General features: G+C 38.7%; 18 protein-coding genes. 8 read left to right on the forward strand and 10 right to left on the reverse strand.

Annotation, left to right across the window (positions count from 1 at the left end; translation table 11 throughout):
- The first annotated feature begins 7 nt into the window (after nucleotides 1–7).
- Genes mvk through fni form a run of 4 tightly spaced genes read left to right on the forward strand, consistent with a single transcriptional unit; the run spans nucleotide 8 to nucleotide 4,077 of the window.
- Nucleotides 8–952 (forward strand): mevalonate kinase, encoded by a 945-nt coding sequence (gene mvk / locus IGI58_RS04180; protein WP_429954368.1) that lies wholly within the window; start codon nucleotides 8–10, stop codon nucleotides 950–952.
- Nucleotides 952–1,950, forward strand: coding sequence for a diphosphomevalonate decarboxylase (mvaD, locus tag IGI58_RS04185; RefSeq protein WP_429955373.1), 999 nt, complete (start codon nucleotides 952–954; stop codon nucleotides 1,948–1,950). Before mvk ends, mvaD begins: the two co-directional genes overlap by 1 nt.
- Nucleotides 1,947–3,044: a phosphomevalonate kinase gene (locus IGI58_RS04190; RefSeq protein WP_429954367.1), complete on the forward strand. Its 1,098-nt coding sequence runs from the start codon at nucleotides 1,947–1,949 to the stop codon at nucleotides 3,042–3,044. The genes mvaD and IGI58_RS04190 overlap by 4 nt, the downstream gene beginning before the upstream one ends.
- A complete protein-coding gene (fni, locus tag IGI58_RS04195) occupies nucleotides 3,028–4,077 on the forward strand; it encodes a type 2 isopentenyl-diphosphate Delta-isomerase (protein WP_429954366.1) in 1,050 nt (349 codons plus the stop codon). Before IGI58_RS04190 ends, fni begins: the two co-directional genes overlap by 17 nt.
- Nucleotides 4,078–4,235: 158 nt before the next feature.
- Here the strand turns inward: fni and IGI58_RS04200 are convergent, their stop codons facing one another.
- Entirely contained in the window at nucleotides 4,236–5,342 is a 1,107-nt protein-coding gene (locus tag IGI58_RS04200) for a YhgE/Pip domain-containing protein (RefSeq protein WP_429954365.1), read from the reverse strand.
- A gap of 100 nt (nucleotides 5,343–5,442) precedes the next feature.
- On the opposite strand from IGI58_RS04200, the gene IGI58_RS04205 reads away from it, so the two are divergent.
- Nucleotides 5,443–5,922, forward strand: a complete 480-nt coding sequence (locus IGI58_RS04205; RefSeq protein ID WP_225533585.1) for an RrF2 family transcriptional regulator — start codon at nucleotides 5,443–5,445, stop codon at nucleotides 5,920–5,922.
- 81 nt (nucleotides 5,923–6,003) lie between these two features.
- On the opposite strand, the gene IGI58_RS04210 is transcribed toward IGI58_RS04205, so the two are convergent.
- The 5 genes from IGI58_RS04210 to adhE form a co-directional block, all read right to left on the reverse strand.
- Nucleotides 6,004–6,873, reverse strand: a complete 870-nt coding sequence (locus tag IGI58_RS04210) for a VOC family protein (protein WP_429954364.1) — start codon at nucleotides 6,871–6,873, stop codon at nucleotides 6,004–6,006.
- Between the two features lie 68 nt (nucleotides 6,874–6,941).
- Nucleotides 6,942–7,472, reverse strand: a complete 531-nt coding sequence (locus IGI58_RS04215) for a GNAT family N-acetyltransferase (protein WP_429956314.1) — start codon at nucleotides 7,470–7,472, stop codon at nucleotides 6,942–6,944.
- 24 nt (nucleotides 7,473–7,496) lie between these two features.
- Complete coding sequence (locus IGI58_RS04220; RefSeq protein ID WP_429954362.1) at nucleotides 7,497–8,672, reverse strand: RtcB family protein; 1,176 nt, start codon at nucleotides 8,670–8,672, stop codon at nucleotides 7,497–7,499.
- A 360-nt stretch (nucleotides 8,673–9,032) separates the two neighbouring features.
- On the reverse strand, nucleotides 9,033–9,461 hold the full coding sequence (locus tag IGI58_RS04225; protein WP_429954361.1) for a GNAT family N-acetyltransferase: 429 nt from the start codon (nucleotides 9,459–9,461) through the stop codon (nucleotides 9,033–9,035).
- An 87-nt stretch (nucleotides 9,462–9,548) separates the two neighbouring features.
- On the reverse strand, nucleotides 9,549–12,146 hold the full coding sequence (adhE, locus tag IGI58_RS04230; protein WP_429954360.1) for a bifunctional acetaldehyde-CoA/alcohol dehydrogenase: 2,598 nt from the start codon (nucleotides 12,144–12,146) through the stop codon (nucleotides 9,549–9,551).
- Nucleotides 12,147–12,442: 296 nt separating this feature from the next.
- Here adhE and IGI58_RS04235 point away from each other — a divergent pair, with 296 nt between their 5' ends.
- Nucleotides 12,443–13,774, forward strand: a complete 1,332-nt coding sequence (locus tag IGI58_RS04235) for an IS1182 family transposase (RefSeq protein WP_429952958.1) — start codon at nucleotides 12,443–12,445, stop codon at nucleotides 13,772–13,774.
- Nucleotides 13,775–13,896: 122 nt separating this feature from the next.
- Here IGI58_RS04235 and IGI58_RS04240 read toward each other — a convergent pair whose 3' ends face one another.
- From IGI58_RS04240 to IGI58_RS04255, 4 genes are all read right to left on the reverse strand, one after another.
- Nucleotides 13,897–14,178, reverse strand: coding sequence for a post-transcriptional regulator (locus IGI58_RS04240; RefSeq protein ID WP_225550114.1), 282 nt, complete (start codon nucleotides 14,176–14,178; stop codon nucleotides 13,897–13,899).
- Between the two features lie 95 nt (nucleotides 14,179–14,273).
- Nucleotides 14,274–14,645: a preprotein translocase subunit YajC gene (gene yajC / locus IGI58_RS04245; protein WP_429954359.1), complete on the reverse strand. Its 372-nt coding sequence runs from the start codon at nucleotides 14,643–14,645 to the stop codon at nucleotides 14,274–14,276.
- Nucleotides 14,646–14,726: 81 nt separating this feature from the next.
- Nucleotides 14,727–15,872, reverse strand: coding sequence for a tRNA guanosine(34) transglycosylase Tgt (tgt, locus tag IGI58_RS04250; protein WP_225533579.1), 1,146 nt, complete (start codon nucleotides 15,870–15,872; stop codon nucleotides 14,727–14,729).
- A 189-nt stretch (nucleotides 15,873–16,061) separates the two neighbouring features.
- On the reverse strand, nucleotides 16,062–17,150 hold the full coding sequence (locus IGI58_RS04255) for an iron-containing alcohol dehydrogenase family protein (protein ID WP_429954358.1): 1,089 nt from the start codon (nucleotides 17,148–17,150) through the stop codon (nucleotides 16,062–16,064).
- Nucleotides 17,151–17,370: 220 nt separating this feature from the next.
- Between IGI58_RS04255 and IGI58_RS04260 the strand changes: the two genes are divergently transcribed.
- Together IGI58_RS04260 and IGI58_RS04265 are read left to right on the forward strand one after the other, a co-directional pair.
- On the forward strand, nucleotides 17,371–18,834 hold the full coding sequence (locus IGI58_RS04260; protein WP_429954357.1) for an ABC transporter substrate-binding protein/permease: 1,464 nt from the start codon (nucleotides 17,371–17,373) through the stop codon (nucleotides 18,832–18,834).
- Nucleotides 18,827–19,549 carry an amino acid ABC transporter ATP-binding protein gene (locus IGI58_RS04265; protein WP_429954356.1) on the forward strand — a complete coding sequence of 241 codons (723 nt, stop codon included), beginning with the start codon at nucleotides 18,827–18,829 and terminating at the stop codon, nucleotides 19,547–19,549. Before IGI58_RS04260 ends, IGI58_RS04265 begins: the two co-directional genes overlap by 8 nt.
- The last annotated feature ends 108 nt before the right edge of the window (nucleotides 19,550–19,657 follow it).

The following is a 19,657-nucleotide window of genomic DNA, read 5'->3' on the forward strand; positions in this document are numbered from 1 at the left end:
GATTGGAATGAATAGAAAGAATTTAGGTCGCGGTCAAGCGACAGGCAAAATCATTTTGATGGGTGAACACGCTGTTGTATACGGTGAGCCTGCAATTGCTTTTCCTTTTGAGGAAACAGCTATTATGACTACAGTAGAGGCTGAAAAGGCGATGATATTGGATTGTCAATACTTTTACGGCAATCTAGCAGAAGTGCCTGCTCGCTTAAAAAGCGTTCAGAAAGTCATCTACCAAACATTAGCCGAATTAGGTCAAGAGGATACGACCTTAAAAGTAACCATCAACAGTACCATTCCTGCTGAACGAGGAATGGGCTCAAGCGCTGCAGTAGCTGTAGCGATCGTTAGAGGGTTATTCGATTATTTTAAAACCTCCTGTTCAAAGGAAACTCTGCTAAAACTAGTCGATGAAGCAGAAAAAATCGCACATGGCAATCCTAGTGGTATCGATGCAGCAGCTACTAGCGGAAGTGAACCGATCTTTTTCGTCAAAGGACAGCCGCTTGAGTTATTTCCGATGAATGTTTCTGATGCTTATTTGATCGTTGCAGATACTGGTATCAAAGGACAAACTAGAGAAGCTGTCAGTGATGTTGCTCATCTTTTTGAAGAAGATAAACAAACAACAGCAAAACACATTACTGAGCTAGGACGTTTGACTGTTCAAGCGAAACAAGCGATTTTAATGAACGATGTCCCACTTTTAGGGACCAGTATGAATCAGGCGCATGAACACTTAAAAGCATTGACCGTAAGCAACAAACAGCTAGATCATCTAGTCGATACAGCATTAAAAAATGACGCACTTGGTGCAAAATTAACTGGCGGCGGCCGCGGCGGCTGTTTGATTGCTTTAAGTGGATCGAAGGAACAAGCTAAAAAAATTGCAAATGCCCTGAAAAGTGCTGGGGCAAGTGCAGCATGGATTCAATCATTAGAGGTGAAAAAATAATGTATACGGGAAAAGCACGTGCCTATACTAATATTGCTCTGATCAAGTATTGGGGCAAAAAAGATGAGCAATTGATTTTACCAATGAATAATAGTTTATCACTGACCTTAGATGCCTTTTATACAGAAACCAGGGTGGCGTTCAACGAAAACCTAACGGAAGATCAGTTCTTTCTGGATGGAATGATACAAGAATCAAAACAGACAAAAAAAGTCACAGCTTTTTTAGATTTGATTCGTCAGACATATCAGGTAGAGTTATTTGCTAAAGTCGACAGTCAAAATTTTGTCCCCACCGCTGCTGGATTAGCTTCTTCTGCAAGTGGTTTAGCTGCTTTAGCAGGCGCATGTGCCCAAGCCCTGAATTTAAATCTTACTGATACAGACCTATCACGTCTAGCTCGGCGCGGCTCAGGATCGGCCTGCCGCAGTATTTTTGGCGGATTTTCAGAATGGCAAAAAGGCTCATCTGATCAAACATCCTTTGCAAGATCGATCGATGCAAACGGCTGGGAAGATGAACTTGCGATGCTTTTTGTCTTAGTGGATGATGGGGTTAAGGATATTTCCAGCCGTGACGGCATGAGACGTACCGTAGAAACCTCCAGCTTTTATTCTGGTTGGTTAGATTCGATCGAGGCGGATTTAAGGACTGCTAAGCAGGCTATTGCAGAAAAGGATTTTATAAAACTGGGGGAAGTCACCGAAGCAAACGGACTACGAATGCATGGTACGACCTTAGGAGCTGTTCCTCCGTTTACTTACTGGTCTCCTGAAAGTCTTAAAGTCATGCAGTTAGTTAGGGACATTCGAAAAAACGGTTTGCCTTGCTATTTTACAATGGATGCAGGTCCAAACGTCAAAATTTTAGTTGAAAAGAAACATCTCACAACATTAAAACATTTTTTAGCAGAACACTTTTCTAGTGAACAATTGATTTCAGCGTACGCTGGTCCTGGAATCACGCTGCTGTCTACGGAAGGATCTGAAAACTCATGATAGAAGTGTCTGCTCCCGGCAAGTTATTTATCGCTGGCGAATACGCGGTTGTTGAACCTGGACATCCGTCGATCATTGTTGCCGTCGATCAATTCGTGACTGTTACAGTACAAAAAGCAGAAAAAAACGGCAGTATTCAGTCAGCACAATACAGCTCTTTACCTGTACGTTGGACGAGGAGAAATGAAGAGCTTGTTCTAGATATTCGGGAAAATCCCTTTCATTATGTCCTGGCTGCTATTCGCTTAACAGAAAAATATGCACAAGAACAACAAAAGAAGCTTTCCTTTTATCATTTAAAAGTTACAAGTGAACTGGATAATTCTAACGGACGGAAATATGGCTTAGGCTCCAGCGGCGCGGTCACGGTCGCGACAGTGAAGGCGTTAGGACTTTTTTATGATTTGTCTTTGTCAGAAGAAGATATCTTCAAGCTTTCTGCTCTTGCTCATTTAGCCGTTCAGGGAAATGGCTCCTGCGGTGATATTGCTGCAAGCTGTTATGGCGGCTGGATCGCTTTTTCTACTTTTGATCACCAATGGGTCAATGAAGCTCTTCAACACAAAACAATAACAGAGCTTCTTGAAACAACTTGGCCAAAACTAAGGATTCAGCCTTTGACTGTTCCTAAAAAGCTACGCTTATTGATTGGCTGGACAGGTTCACCTGCTTCTACTTCTGATTTAGTAGATCAGGTTCATCAATCAAAAGACATGCAAGAAGCAGCATATAAGGACTTCTTAGTAAAAAGTAAGGATTGTGTAGAAACGATGATCACGGGATTTGAATCGGAGGATATTTCACTGATCCAAACACAAATCCGAGAAAACCGTGCCCTACTACAAAAGTTGACATCAATCACGGGAGTGACGATCGAAACCCCTGCGCTAAAAAAATTATGTGATCTCTCTGATGCTTATGGCGGTGCAGCTAAATCTTCTGGTGCTGGCGGTGGTGACTGCGGAATCGTCGTTTTCAAACAAAAAACAGGGATCTTGCCACTGATGAGTTCTTGGGAAAAAGAAGGGATCACTCCTTTACCGCTACATGTCTATTTTTACAGAAAGAAGGGAAAAGATGAATCGAAAAGATGAACATATGTCCTTAGCTAAGGCTTTTCATAAAGAAAAAAGCAATGATTTTGACCAGCTGCGTTTCGTCCACCATTCTTTTTCTGAAATTGCTTTGGATGAGGTCGACATCTCGACCTCATTTCTTGATTTTTCTTTTAAACAGCCATTTTATATCAATGCAATGACGGGCGGAAGTGATCGTGCAAAAGAAATCAATCAACAAATCGGGATCATTGCAAAGGAAACAGGATTGATGACCGCTACAGGCTCTGTCAATGCTGCTCTAAAAGATCCTGATCTAGCTGATACGTATAAAATCATGCGCAAAGAAAATCCAACTGGGATCATATTTGCGAACATCGGTGCAGGATTATCTTTAGAAGAAGCCAAAAAAGCAGTCGAGCTTTTTCATGCAGATGGTTTACAAATCCATGTCAATCTTCCGCAAGAGCTAGTTATGCCGGAAGGAGACCGTGATTTTCACGGTTGGTTAGATAATATTGAAGAAATCGTTGCTCATTTATCACTACCGGTGATTGTAAAAGAAGTTGGTTTTGGAATGAGCAGTGAAACGATCGAACAATTACTAAAACGCGGCGTGCAAGCAGTCGATATCAGTGGTCAAGGCGGAACCAGCTTTACTCAGATCGAAAACGCTCGTCGAAAAAAGAGAGAATTAGGCTTTCTAGAGGATTGGGGACAATCTACAGTGCTTTCTTTACTAGAATCCCAATCATTCCAGCAAGAGATAACGGTTCTAGCTTCTGGCGGTATCCGCCAATCGTTAGATATCATCAAGGCACTCAGTTTAGGCGCCAAAAGTGTTGGTGTCGCTGGAACGATCTTGGACCACTTGATGACACATGGTTTAGATAAAACCATCGAGTTAGTCAAACAGTGGGAAAGCGAACTTCGTATGCTTTATACTCTGCTTGGAAAAGCAACGACAGCCGAACTCGCCACAACAGATCTCATTTTTTCTAACGAAATCAGTCATTGGTGTGAAAGTCGTGGTATTCCTTACCAAACATTTGCCAAGAGAAGTCGTGATTAGATTTAACTTTAAGCTTTTAAAAAAATAAAATAGCAGATCGAACGTCCTCAAAGGAATTTCGATCTGCTATTTTTTTCGATCACTAGTTTCTTAAGTTGACCGTTTTTGCCTAAGACCTATTTCACGGGAAACTTTTTAAAGACCTTAAACAGATACGATCAACTATTGCTTTCTCCTGCTTTAGCTAGTCTTTTTTCATGATACCAATATGAAAAATAGATGATCATTTGACTCAATCCAAAGAACAAGATCAAAGCTAATGTTTCTGTTCCGATATTCGTGTTATTCAAACTAAGTAACTTTCTAAAGCCATCGACACTATATGTCATAGGAATATAGCGATGGATCGTTTGAAATACAGGTGAAGCTAAATAAATCGAATAGCTTCCGCCAGATGAGGAAGTTTGGAGCATCGTAATAACCAATACTAGTAAACTCCCGATCCCTGGAAACAGCTTATTAAATGACACGATAACACTGTAAAACGTTCCTGACGCAAGGAAAATGAATAACATAAATTCCTTCCAATAATTCGTATGAAGGTTTAAAATATTGAAGATAGCAAACGCTAAGAGTAAGCTTTGTCCAAATACGATCAGTAATGGATAGAGATATTGCTTACGCCAGTAACCAAAATAGCTCGTTGATTTTTTCTTAAAGATTCGCATAACGAATTGATTCAAAAAGATACTTCCAACAAAAAGCGTCAAAGATAAAATATACGGTGCCATGGCTTCTCCATTATTTTTGACCGGATAATATTCCTTATGGTTTAGTTGAATGATCTCACTGATTTGAGCTGGAACAGGTATTTTTTCTTGATTCAATTTTTGAATCATTGAACTAGATGTTTTATTATTTGCTTGTAACACAAATTTATCGATCGCACTTGAGATGATCTTCGCAGAAGAATAATTAAGTCCTTCTCCTGTCGTCAGGATGACTTCAGCAGAAGTTTGTTTCGCTGGAAATTCTGATATCTTATTCATAAACTCTTTCTCAAATTCAATCGTTGCATATACCTCTCCTTTTTTTAACTTTTCAACAGCCTTTTTATGGTCTGTTATTGTAAAATCAAAGAGTTCACTCTCTTTAAGAGCTGTATAAATGTCATTATTTTCTTGGTTATCTACTAAAGCAACTGGAAGTTTATCGATATTTCCATAAGGATCCATCATAGATTTGATAAATATAGTAGAATAGAGCATAGGAATCAATAAAATCAAAGTTAATGCTATTCCTGCAATCGTCAATTTTTTTTTCATATAATCACCTTTTCTAAAGATTCTGAATATCCGCGGATATTCAGAATCTAAAGATATCTTTTATTTGCCTATTTGTCAATCACCTGAAAGGAGTTTTTTTGTGAAACTTAACAATTCATTTATTCAATCCCTCGCTATTTTAGTCATGCTGGCAGAACTACCTGAAGGGAGTGCCTTAAAATCTCAAGAGATCAGTAAACGAATGGAAGTCTCTCCAACTTATCTATTAAAGATTGCTAAAAAGCTAAAAGATGCAGGCTTGATCAATTCAAGTGCTTCTAAAAATGGCGGATACACGATAAAAAAAGACATTCGTGAAATTAGTTTCTTAGAGGTATTTGAAGCTGTTGATGAAAATACGACATTTTTGGATAAACTGGATCTAAATCCGATCCATAATATGTTTCTGTCTGAAGCATTAGTGAAAGAAAAAGAACTAGTCGTAAAACAAATTTTGTTAGCTGCAGAAGCTGAATACAAACAAACATTAGCCAAACACTTTGTTGACGAAATCGCTCCTAAAGATCACACTGGGAAAACACTGGAAATCGATTGGAAACAAATAATCTCAGCAAACTAATCTAAAACTGCTCCTTTTACTGAAAATCATTCATCAGTAAAAGAAGCAGTTTCACTTTTTTAACACACCTGAGTACTAATACTAGTCTTTTTTTTCATAAGCTGCTCGTAACGCAGCTATATCGATTTTTTTCATTTTATACAATTCCTGCATAACCCGGTACGCACGATCCGGATCAGAATTATCAAATAATTTTTCCATATCACTCGTTACAGTCTGCCAACAGACACCATATTCATCTTCCATCCAGCCACAGGGCCACTCTTTTCCCTTAGCCGTTACTGCATCCCATAAACGATCGATTTCTTCTTGGTCCTTACAATAAACATAAAAAGATGTCGCCATAGTAAATGTAAAATCGTGATCGACTGCTCCACCATCCATTACTCGGAACGGCTGTCCATGCATCGTAAATAACGCTTGCGAAATCGTACCATCAGGATTTTTCTGAACGTATTCAACATTTCCATCTCCAAAGATACTGATCCATTGATTCATTGCCTCTTCCGCTTTTCCTGACCGCTCTTTCGTAAATAGAAAAGCTGGTGCAATCGATTGAGGCCTCCCAGCTAAAACCAACTGCCATGACACGCCGTATCTGTCAGCAACCCAGCCGAATTTAGGACTGAAAGGATATTCCCCATATTCCATCAATACGTTGCCTTCTTGACTTAACTTTTTCCACAACTGATCGATTTGTTCCTCTGTCTCACATTCTACATAAAAAGAAATCGCTGGCGTAAATTTAAATTCGGGCCCACCGTTCAACAAAATAAATTCTTGTCCTGCAAGAGATAACGAAATCGTTAAAATAGAGCCTTTCGGCTGATGTTCGCTGTCTACATAGTAATCTGTTTGCTTGATCATTCCTTGCTCAAACGCATCCACATAAAAATCTGCTGCTTCCTCCACTTTTCCATCGAACCATAAACACGGTGAAAATTTTGACATAGCCAATCTTCCTTTCATGAATCATCAGTGCTTTTATTCCTTTAGCTTGATTATATATGTCTCATTCATTAATTGGAAAAGGATTGCTTTTGCAAAATCATATCCCAATCCGTTCCTGCGTATTCAAAACCAAGACGGTCATACACCCTTTTGGCAGATATGTTGCCTGATGTTACCACAAGAAAAATATGTTTATACGTCGTATCTGTGAACGATGACAACACTTGCTCCATTAATTCATACGATAGCCCCGATCCTCTACTAGCAGGATCGACTGCTAGATAAATGATCAAAGGAATCTTCCTAAATAATGAAACAATGACACTACCCGTAATTTTTCCCAAAGACAAATGATAATAAGAATGTTCTTTTAAAATCGGTCCGTATTTTCCTTGAAAAAATTGATTTACCTCATTTTGCCATTGTTTTAAGTCTTCACCTTGATCATCGATCGTTCCTTTAAATGCGTTTAATAAATGGTCGGCCAATTTTCCTTTATCTGGTTCTCTACCTTTGACATCGTCCATTGCAATCAACTGTTTATTTTCACCTTGTGCTTCTCTACCAATTTTTTTCACCATGATTATTCTTCCATCCATGAGTACGCACCTACGCTTTCATATCTATCCTTTAAAATTATATAACGGTCGGATCACTTCTTGAACGTCCATCGTACTTGTAACATCTGCAAGTAATTGTTTCATTGGCTTGTATGCTTTTGGTGCTTCATCGATAGTTTTCTTCGATACAGAGGTCGTCCATACATTTTTCATTGCATGCTGATAACTTTCTAAGCTGATTTTAGCTTTTGCTTGTGAGCGGCTCAGCAGTCTGCCGGCACCATGCGGCCCTGATTGATTCCATTCTGGATTCCCCTTACCAATAGCTAAAATACTACCGTCTTTCATATTTAGAGGTACGATCATTTTCTCTCCTAATGTTGCTGAAGCTGCCCCTTTTCTTAACATTTTTGTGTCTAAATCAATATAATTATGAGGACAGTCAAACGATTCAATGACTGATTTTTTCCACTTCATTCCTTTGAGAATTATTTCAGCCATAAGCTTACGATTTAGCGCAGCGTATGCTTGAGCAATTTCCATATCATTCAAGTAGTTCGTTAAATCATTTCCTGTGACGTAAGATAATTCATATGGAATTTTTATTGCTTCACGCATAGCGATCAATTCGTCAGCTTTTTCAAGTTCACCCAGCTTTGTTGCCTGTGATGCGCTAATTTTCAATTCTTTTCGCTGTTGTGATAATTTTTGATAGCCAACTTCCTGATGATATTCAGCGATTTCTTTTCCTAGCACGCGACTGCCGCTATGGATGACTAAGTATAAGCCATCTTTTCCCTCATTGACTTCGATAAAATGGTTTCCGCTGCCTAATGTTCCCAAGCTTCTTAACGCCCAACCTTTATGGATCGGCGCATGGATGTCACCTAATTCAAATTCATAATAGCTTTTATCATGAGAATTCGACCCGCTTGGAATTCTTGTACGGATGATTCGATCTAATTTGTCAAAATTGGTTTTGATCGATTTCTTTAGTTTTACAACATAGAGTCCACAGCCGATATCAACTCCTACTAAATTTGGCACTACTTTATCTTGGATCGTCATTGTTGTGCCGATCACACAGCCTGAACCACTATGTGTATCCGGCATGATTCTGATCTGACTTTCTTTGGCAAACTCCTGATTACATAAAGATATGATCTGTCCAATCGTAGCATCGTCCAACATTTCTGTGTAGACCTGCGCTTCATTATATTTCCCTTTAATTGTTAACATTCTGATTCCTCGTTCTTTTATTTATTGGAATGCAAAATGCGGCCGCATTCCTTAGCCTGCTTGATTACTCTTTCCTTTTCCACTCATTGGATTCACCTCCAAAAAAATAAAAAAGACGAAGCTGTACGATCATCTACGATCTACAGCTCCGTCTATAAACTTCTATACAGAAATTTTATCTACTTAAAAGAGAACACCACAAAAGGCGTGCCCAGCTTTTTTTGACTGATACTTGTCGTTTTTGATCATTCGATGATTGATTGCTGTTTTTACAAATGCTTTCATGATGTTCTCTCCTTTCTTCACTTGATTGTTTAAATCGTATCATTTTAACCTTTGACTTGTCAATCTGATTTTTTGTCAAAATAACTTTCTGAAATTGATTTGCTTTTTGATTTCCTTGTATCCAACATGTCGGTAAAATCGATGTGCTTCCGTTCGTTCTATTCCTGAATTCAAACGCAGCCCTTGTGCTCCTTGCTCTTTTGCCCACTGTTCACTATGCTTCAATAATTCCTTACCGATTCCTTGATGTTGAAATGCTTCATCGACGGCTAACCCTAAAACATTCATCAAAACCGGTCCATATGTGCAGATATACTCACTTAGTTGAATATAGCCAACCACCTGATCATGGCTTTCTTTTACAAACAATTGATTGGTTGGTGATGAAAGTATATATGCCAATCGCTCTTTTGCTTCTTTTAAAGGATATTCATGCTGTAATGTCTGTGTATTCAATCGATTGATTGCCTGTATATCCGTTCTTTTTGCTACTCTGATCGTCATCGTTTTATCCTCCTCACTTTTTATTATTAGTATAACTGAATAAAAAAAAGAAGGATAACTTTTTCAAGTCATCCTTCCATTTTTTAATTATCCATTATATGCATCAATGATGATTTGTTTTAATTCACTGATCAATGGTTCTTTTGGATTAGCAGTCGTACATTGATCTTCGTATGCTAATTCAGCCATGTGGTCGACAGTAGAATCAAGGATTTCTTGTGTTACACCTTGTGCTTTAAGGTTCATGTCGATTCCAACTGCTATACCTAAATCGTACACTGCTTTAGCTAATGCATCAACTAATTCAGCAGTATTTTTACCTTTAAGACCTAAGAACTTCGCGATATCAGCGTAGTCTGTGTCTGCGCGGAAGTAGTCATATTTAGGGAACATTGCATGTTTTGAAGGATCTTTGGCATTGTAACGGATGATATGCGGTAATAAAATCGCATTTGTACGTCCGTGAGGAATACCATATTCTCCACCAATTTTATGTGCTACAGAGTGACAAATTCCTAAGAATGCATTGGCAAATGCCATACCAGCCATTGTAGAAGCGTTATGCATTTTTTCACGAGATTCCGCATCTGGGCGTTTCACAGAATTTTCTAAGTGATCGAAAACTAATTTGATCGCTTGTAAGCTTAATCCGCGAGTATAATCAGAAGCCATAACAGAAACATAAGATTCGATCGCATGTGTCAATACATCCATACCAGTATCCGCTGTAACAGAAGCTGGAACTGACATAACAAATTGAGGATCGACGATCGCTACATCTGGTGTCAATGCATAATCAGCTAATGGGTATTTTACATGTGTTTCGCTATCTGTGATAACCGCAAATGGTGTTACTTCTGAACCTGTACCTGATGTTGTTGGAATACATACAAACTGTGTTTTAACTGGTTTGTCGATTTTGTACGTACGTTTACGGATATCCAAGAATTTTTGTTTTGCTCCAAAGAATTCTGTATCTGGGTGCTCATAGAACATCCACATTCCTTTAGCTGCGTCCATTGCAGATCCGCCACCCAAAGCAATAATCGTATCAGGCTCAAAATCAACCATCACTTTTGTTCCAGCGTAAACTGTATTTGTTGATGGGTTTGGTTCTACAGCTGAGAAAACTTCGATTTGAACATCATTTTTACGTTTTTGTAATTCTTTACGAACTGTATCAGCATAACCGAATTGAACCATACCTGGATCACAAACGATCATAACACGTTCAACATTTTCCATTTTTTGTAGGTATTGTAATGAATTTTTTTCAAAGAAAATTTTTGGTGGTAATTTAAACCATTGCATATTATTTCTCCGTTTCGCTACAGTTTTGACGTTGATCAAGTTGACAGCAGATACGTTTTTAGAGACAGAATTTTTACCATATGATCCGCAACCTAATGTCAATGAAGGAATCATTTCGTTGTAGATATTTCCGATTCCGCCTTCAGCAGATGGAGAGTTTACCAAGATACGGCAAGCCTTCATGCGTAAACCGAATTTCACTTGTAAGTCTTCGTCTTCTGTATGGATCACAGCAGTATGTCCTAGGCCGCCTAATTCAAGCATTGCTTCACATAAGTCAAAGGCATGGTCTGTATTTTTCGCTTTCATCATTGCAAGAACTGGTGATAATTTTTCACGAGAAAGTGGGTACTCAGCACCTGCTCCTTCGATTTCTGCAACTAAGATTTTTGTTCCCTTTGGTACTTTGATCCCCGCTAGGTCAGCGATATGCTCAGCAGAGTAACCAACGATTGCAGGATTAACTGCATATTTTCCTTCGTTCATTACTGCATCTTCAAGTTTTTGTAATTCATTTGGTTTTACGAAGTACACTTGATGTGCTTCAAATTCAGCTTTAACAGCTGCATAAATCTCTTTATCTACGATCACAGCCTGTTCAGAAGCACAAATCATCCCATTATCGAATGATTTTGAAACGATCAAATCGTTTACTGCACGTTTGATTTTAGCTGATTTTTCAATATAAGAAGGAACATTACCAGGACCTACTCCTAATGCTGGTTTACCAGTTGAGTAAGCTGATTTCACCATACCTGCACCACCAGTGGCTAAAACGATGGCGATTCCCGGATGGTTCATCAAACCAGAAGTTGCTTCTAGTGATGGTTGTTCGATCCATTGTACACAGTTTTCAGGAGCACCTGCTTTGATTGCCGCATCACGAACGATGCGTGCTGCTTCAGCAGAACATTTTTGAGCGCTAGGGTGGAATGCAAAAACGATAGGATTACGTGTCTTAAGTGCGATCAAGGCTTTAAAAATTGTTGTTGATGTTGGATTTGTTGTTGGTGTTACCCCGCAAACCACACCGACAGGCTCAGCAATTTCGATCAAACCAGTTTGGTCATCTTTATTGATCACACCAACTGTTTTATCATGCTTGATGCTGTTCCAGATATATTCAGAGGCATACATGTTTTTGATTGCTTTGTCTTCATAAATTCCGCGGCCAGTTTCTTCAACAGCCATTTTTGCTAAAGGCATGTGTTGATCTAAAGCAGCCATTGCCATTTGATGCACAATATGGTCAACTTTTGCTTGATCAAAATCTTCCATTTCTTTTAAAGCAATATTTGCTTTTTTCGCTAGCTCATCGATCATCGCTGCTACATCAGTTGTTTGAGTCTCTTCTTTCTTGGTTGTTTTAGCCATTTTAAAATCCTCCTGAAAATTGAATCATGTATTTTTGTTTGTTAATCATTTCACATACACATCATACAACAATATTTTTTTCTTGTAAATAGTTTTTTGTGATTTTTTTCACATTTGTGCAAGTTTTTATCCACTCGATTTCAAGTAAGCGTTCTCTTTTAAAAGAAAATAAAAAGACCTATTCTATTTCTAGAATAAGTCTCAGACTGTAGACAAAGTCCTAAAAAAGGGATGACGTCTACAGTTTTTTCTTTTATACTTAACGTATGAAAACGTTTTAAAGGAGAGTGGGAAAAATGATGACAAAACACCCAATGAATGGCAGAGATCAGTACATGATGATTTCCTTGGAAGAACTTGTCCCAACAGATCACTTGATTCGAAAAGTAGATAAAGCAATCGATTTTACCTTCATTTATCCAATTGTTGAATCAACTTATTCGACCTTAGGTCGACCAAGTATTGATCCTGTGGTTTTAGTCAAAATCGTCTTCATTCAATATCTCTTTGGTATCCGTTCCATGCGTCAAACCATAAAAGAAATAGACACGAATGTCGCTTATCGTTGGTTTTTAGGCTACGATTTCAATGAAACCATTCCACATTTCTCTACCTTTGGAAAAAACTATGTTCGCCGCTTTCGAGAGACCACACTCTTTGAAGATATCTTTGCCTACATACTGGAACAAGCTGTCAAAGCTCGGATGGTTACGGAAGATGTTCTCTATATGGATTCTACTCATATCAAAGCCAATGCAAACAAGCACCATTTTACTAGAGAAATGACCCATATTGAAGCTAAGGCCTATCAATCAGAATTAGAGAAAGAAATTAACGAGGAACGCATCAAGGCAGGAAAGCGTCCTTTTATTTTCCCAACAGAAAGTGAGTTGAAAGAACGGAAAATAAGTAAAGTTGATCCTGAAAGTGGTTATTATGTAAAAGGGGAACGAGAGAAACAATTTGCTTATTCTGCTCATACAGCTTGTGATGAACACGGCTTTATTCTAGATGTTATTGTTACCCCCGGAAACCTTCATGACAGTCAAGTGGCTCCGAATTTAGTGAAAACCGTTTGTCACAAATTTCCCAAAGTACGTGCTGTTGCGGCAGATGCTGGGTATAAAACAGCTACTTTTGTAGAATTTCTCCGACGGAGAAATCTTCGCCCTGTTCTCCCTTATACAAGACCTCGTGGCGATCGAACGCTACTCCCTAAAAAACAATTTGTTTATGATGAATACTACGACTGTTACTTATGCCCAGAAAATAGAGTATTGTCTTTTTCCACCATTACTCGAGAAGGATATCGTGAGTATAAATCCAAAAGTTATATTTGCCAAAACTGTCCTCAATTAACGCAATGCACACGGAGTGAAAGCCACCAAAAGGTCATCACACGTCATGTTTGGAAAAAGGGCTTAGAAGAAGCGGAACATCTTCGACATACCGCGTTTAATCGAGAAACTTATGGCAAACGAAAAGAAACAATTGAGCGAGTTTTTGCGGATGCCAAAGAAAAACACGGAATGCGCTGGACAAAGTATCGAACCTTAGAAAAAGTCGCTGTCCATACGCGGCTGATTTTTGCTGCCATGAATTTGAAAAAGTTAGCCCTATGGGGCTAAAGAAAAGGGCGAGAACCTTTCTTTTTTTGCTCTTTTTTCAGAAATAAATAAAAAATACGTTCAGAATTTCTATTTCTAGAAACCTAAACGTATTTGTCTACAGTCTGAGACCTATTCTATTTCTAGAATAAGTCTTTTAAATCCTGCCAATCATTGATCGTCATTTTGCTTGTTTGTGCAATCAGTTGTTGATAATCAAAAAATTCATTTGGCTTAATATGTAAAATATCTTCTCGACACGCTTGAATCGATGCTGGTGCATTCTTTTTCCAACGATAAGAAACAAGATAGTGCATCAATTCTTTTTCGTCAACGGAAGAATAGCCAAGCTCTCGAAAAGACTGACACGTTGTTTTCAATTCTTTTTTCACCAAAAAACGCTGGCGCCAAGATAACTTTTCGATGACGCATCCCTTCTTTCTAAAGAATCAACTATGTAATATACCGAACAACACGATGGTCATTCTAGTTAGAAAGAAAAAATTCCAGCAAGCTGGAATTATTCTTTCGTGTCATCGTTGTCAGAAGTTTCTGTTGTTGTTGGTTCTTCAACAACTGTTTCTTCTTTTGCTTCGACTGCTGTAACATCACTATCGTTGACTACAGTCGTACCCGGTTTTACAGTTTTGATCGCCGCGCGATCAAATTCTAGTACGATTCCTTCGCAATCGATCAATACTGTTCTTTTTTCACTGTCAAATTCAGAAATCACACCGTGTAAGCCACCGATCGTAACCACTTCATCGCCCACTTTCATTGCATCTAAAAGTGTTTGACGCTCATTTTGTTGTTTCTTCTGGGAACGTGTCATGAAAAACATCATTCCTCCTAAAAGAATTAATGGTAAAATAAACGAAAGTCCTCCGCCCATTCTTATTCACCTCTCTATCATATAATCACTAGTTTACTGTAACAAAACTTCCTTTACAACACCAGTCTTTTGATCAAATTATTAGAAACTTTTCGCATTCTCTTTGTTGAATCCATATTCCTCAAAAAAGGCTTCACGAAATTCTAGTAAATTATCATCCATGATCGCTTGACGCACTTGTTTCATCACATTCAATAAGAAGTATAGATTGTGATACGATGTCAAACGAATACCGAAGGTTTCATCTGCTTTGATCAAATGACGAATATATGCACGCGTATAATTTTTACATGTATAGCAATCGCATTTTTCATCCAACGGACGGAAATCTCTGGCATACTGCGCATTTTTAACGACTAAACGGCCTTTCGAAGTCATACATGTACCATTTCTAGCAATCCGAGTCGGTAAAACACAGTCAAACATATCGATCCCGCGAATCACGCCATCGATCAATGAATCTGCTGTTCCTACACCCATCAAATATCTTGGCTTATTATCAGGGATCAAAGGAGTGGTGAAATCAAGCACTCGGTTCATTTCTGCTTTCGGTTCACCAACAGATAATCCGCCGATCGAATATCCTGGAAAGTCCATACTGATCAGGTCCTTCGCACTTTGACGACGTAAATCTTCAAAACCGGCCCCTTGAATGATCCCAAATAAACCTTGACGGTCTGGATGTGCATGAGCTTTCAAGCCGCGTTCTGCCCAGCGTGATGTCCGTTCGATCGATTTTTTCACATAATCATAGCTTTCATCAAACGGTGGACATTCATCAAAGCTCATCATGATATCTGAGCCTAAGTTGTTTTGAATGTTGATTGCTTTTTCTGGTGAAAGGAACAATTTTGAACCATTTAAATGGTGTCTAAAATGAACCCCTTCTTCAGTGATTTTACGCATATCACTCAACGAGAATACTTGAAAACCACCTGAATCGGTCAAAATCGGTTGATCCCAATTCATAAATTTATGTAAGCCGCCAGCTTCTGCGATCAAGTCATCACCTGGACGAAGCCATAAATGATAGGTGTTGCTTAAGATCACACCTGCACCCATTTCTTTTAAATCTTCTGGTGACATTGTTTTTACTGTCGCTAACGTTCCTACTGGCATAAACATCGGTGTTGGGAACGTTCCATGCGGCGTAATCAATTCGCCTAAACGAGCACCTGTATGTTTTTCTTTTTTTATTAAACGATAACGAATGGCTGGTTCCGTCATTCATTTCCCTACTTTCTTTTGTGGATTCACACTTTCTTCATCATACTTTTTTTTTAATGGCTTTGCAAGGTTTTACAGGCTTTCTTTAGCATATCCTTAGATAATCAAAAAGAGCTTTCGTCATCTCTTAACCTGTGATGACGAAAGCTCTTTTTTAATGAACGACGGAGACAAAAACAGCATACATTTCTATTTAGTACTCATTGCTGCTTCCAACTTGATCATAGCATCTTTCACTACCTCCGGAGTAATTGTTTCCTTCATATAATGAATCGTTTCATGCGGCTCAGCAGCACGTTCAGCTACACGTTGGTATTCTTCCTCTGTTAAAACCATATTCATCTCTTTTAATGAAATCGGCAATTGTAACTCACGGTAAAATGGAATCAACGTTTCGATCTCAGTCCATTTATCCTCGATCACTAGCTGAACAAACACGCCATAAGCAACCTTGTTCCCGTGTAATTGTTGGTGGCTTTCTGGTAAAATCGTCAACGCATCATGAATCGAATGTGCACCTGCCGTTCGACCATAATCATCACCAAAGCCGCCAACCATTCCGCCTAATAAAATATTGGTTTCCACAACGTTTAAAAAGGCTTGATTGATTTCTTGCTTTTGCATCGCCTCAAGAGCAGCCTGACTATCTGTCAACAACACTTCCCGACATTTTTGAGCGGCAAAAGCTGCCACCTGTATCTCTATCGATTGGACAGATAGCTGCGAGATCATCGCATCTGCTTCATACCATTTAGCCACTGTATCACCAATTCCTGCGATCATCAATTCGACCGGCGAATTCAGAATGACTTTCGGTTCGATCAAAACCAGCGCATTACTTTTAGCAAATACATCATAGCGAACCATTGAACCTTCTTTATCATAGATAACACTTAAGGGGGTATACGCTGCGCAAGTCGCAGCTAGCGTTGGTAAAATCAACACAGGAACTTCACATTGGTTCGCTACTGCTTTAGCCAAATCTGCAATTTTCCCGCCCCCGACAGCAATAATCCCTTCTAAATCATGTTGCTCAAACTGTTTTTTTAAGTCATTTGTTTTTTCATCTGTGCATTCACCACCATAATATACAAAAAATGCATCTATATTCATTAGTTCTGGAAAATACACTTTGGCAGCTTCCCATGAATTCTTGCCATGCAACACCATCACACGTTTAATATTTCTTCTATTTAAATGCGCCTCTAAGTCATCCCACGCACCGATCCGACATTCATATTCTTGTGGTGCTCCTCTTACTATCAACGATTGATTCATTCTTTCCGACCTTCCATTTTTCTTGATTTTTTATGCAAAAGTGAATTTTTATAAATTCTTTGGTTAAATCCACTTTTCCTTTCCCTTAATCTATGATATGATAAATCACATCCGAAAACAATAAATTTTTATACATTTATTTGATTTTTTCAGTATATTTATCAGAAATCAATCGAAGTATTGCTTACTTCCACTAATCTACTATAAAGGAGACAAAAAAATGAAACTACCAAAAAAAGTTTTAGCACTCATTATGCCAGTATTACTGGTACTCTTAACCTTTCTTCCTGCAACTACTAGTTTTGCTCAAGAGGAAGATCCTGTCTACGACAGCATTATGAAACGAGGCGAACTGATTGTCGGGCTATCTGCTGACTATGCACCGTATGAATTCCATGCAGACGTTGATGGCAAAGACCAGATCGTAGGGTTCGATATTTCTATCGCTCAAAAAATCGCTGATGATCTGGGGGTAAAATTAAAAATCGAAGAATTAGGTTTTGATGCCTTATTAGGTGCCTTGAAAACTGGAAAAATCGATTTGATCATTTCAGGTATGGCGCCAACACCCGAACGTCTAAAAGAAGTTAACTTCTCTCATCCTTACATGACTGTCCAGCAAAAAGTGGTTGTCAGAAAAGATGATAAAGATAGATTTCAATCGACAAATGATTTTGATGGTGTGAAAGTCGGCGTTCAAAAGCAAACGACGCAAGAAGAACTAGCAAAAACCGAATTAATTGGTTCTGTGCCGACTTCTTTGCAAAAGGTTCCTGATATCATCATGAACTTAAAGAATAAAAAAGTAGAGGCCGCTGTGTTAGAAGGCCCTGTAGCAGAAGCCTATGTGGATCGAGATACTAATTTAACTTTTGCAGATGTCACATTCGAACAAGGAAAAAAAGACGCAGCTGTCGCTATTCCAAAAAATGCACCAGTTTTAGAACAAAAAGTCAACGCTTCGATCCAAACAATCAATGACAATAACTTATTGGAAGGCTATAAAAAAGAAGCCGGAAAATTGATGTTTACAGATGATGAGAGTTTCCTTGGAAAATATGGCAAATTTTACATTAGCGGCGCTGGCTACACGATTTTCCTAGCCTTTATGGGTGTGTTATTCGGTGCGATCTTGGGTGGCTTGCTAGCACTAATGAAATTGTCTAAATCAAAAATTCTGCGCGGTATTGCAATTGCATATATCGAATATGTCCGTGGTACTCCTTTATTAGTACAAATTTTTATCGTTTACTTTGGTACTGGTGTATTAGGACTGGACTTATCGAAAATCGCAGCTGGTTGTATAGCCTTGGCCCTAAATAGTGGTGCCTATGTCGCTGAAATCGTTCGTGCAGGAATCAATGCTGTAAACAAAGGACAGTTAGAAGCCGCTCGTTCTCTTGGTATGAATCAGCCACAGGCCATGCGTTATATCATATTACCTCAAGCAATCAAAAATATCTTACCAGCACTTGGAAATGAATTTGTAACAGTTATCAAAGAATCTTCCGTTGTTTCAGTTATCGGTGTTTCTGAATTGATCTTCCAAGCCGGAAATGTACAAGGAGCCAGCTTCAAACCATTCTTGCCATATCTTGTTGTATCATTGATTTACTTTGTGTTGACCTTTACTATTTCCCGCCTATTAGGTGTTGCTGAAAGGAGAATGAGTACTAGTGATTAATATTAAAAATTTACACAAAACCTTTGGAAAAAATGAAGTCTTAAAGGGCATAGACTTAGATGTCAAAGCTGGAGAAGTGGTCGTGATCATCGGCCCATCTGGTAGCGGAAAAAGTACATTTCTTCGCTGTTTGAATTTACTGGAACAACCAACAGCCGGTGTGATCGAATTTGAAGGAAAAAACTTACTGGATAAAGATACGGATATTGATGCTTTGCGTCAAAAAATGGGCATGGTTTTTCAAAACTTCAATCTTTTCCCGCATAAAACTGTATTGGACAATCTAACGATCAGTCCGATCAAAGTCAAAAAAGAATCACCTACAGCGGCAAAAGAAAAAGCCCTAGCCCTATTAGAGCAGGTCGGCTTAAAAGATAAAAGCAGCAGTTATCCATCAAGTCTATCTGGTGGCCAACAACAGCGTGTAGCGATCGCCCGAGCTTTAGCGATGAACCCGGATGTAATGTTGTTCGATGAGCCTACATCTGCACTTGATCCAGAAATGGTTGGCGAAGTTTTATCTGTAATGAAAGCCTTAGCCGTCGAAGGAATGACTATGGTCGTTGTGACACATGAAATGGGCTTTGCCCGGGAAGTAGCAGATCGCGTGATTTTTATGGATGCTGGGATCGTTCAAGAAGAAGGAACTCCAGAAGAAATATTCGGACAACCAAAAAATCCAAGAACACAAGACTTTTTAAGAAAAGTACTATAATAGCGCAGAGGGCTGAGTAAATGATCATTCATTTACTTTGCCCTCTTTAACAATTAGCAAATTAGGAATAAAATAAATAAAGTAAGCATAACGTAACAGGAGGAAAAA

The organism is Enterococcus sp. AZ020 (assembly GCF_050499205.1).
Classification (GTDB): domain Bacteria; phylum Bacillota; class Bacilli; order Lactobacillales; family Enterococcaceae; genus Enterococcus_L; species Enterococcus_L dunnyi.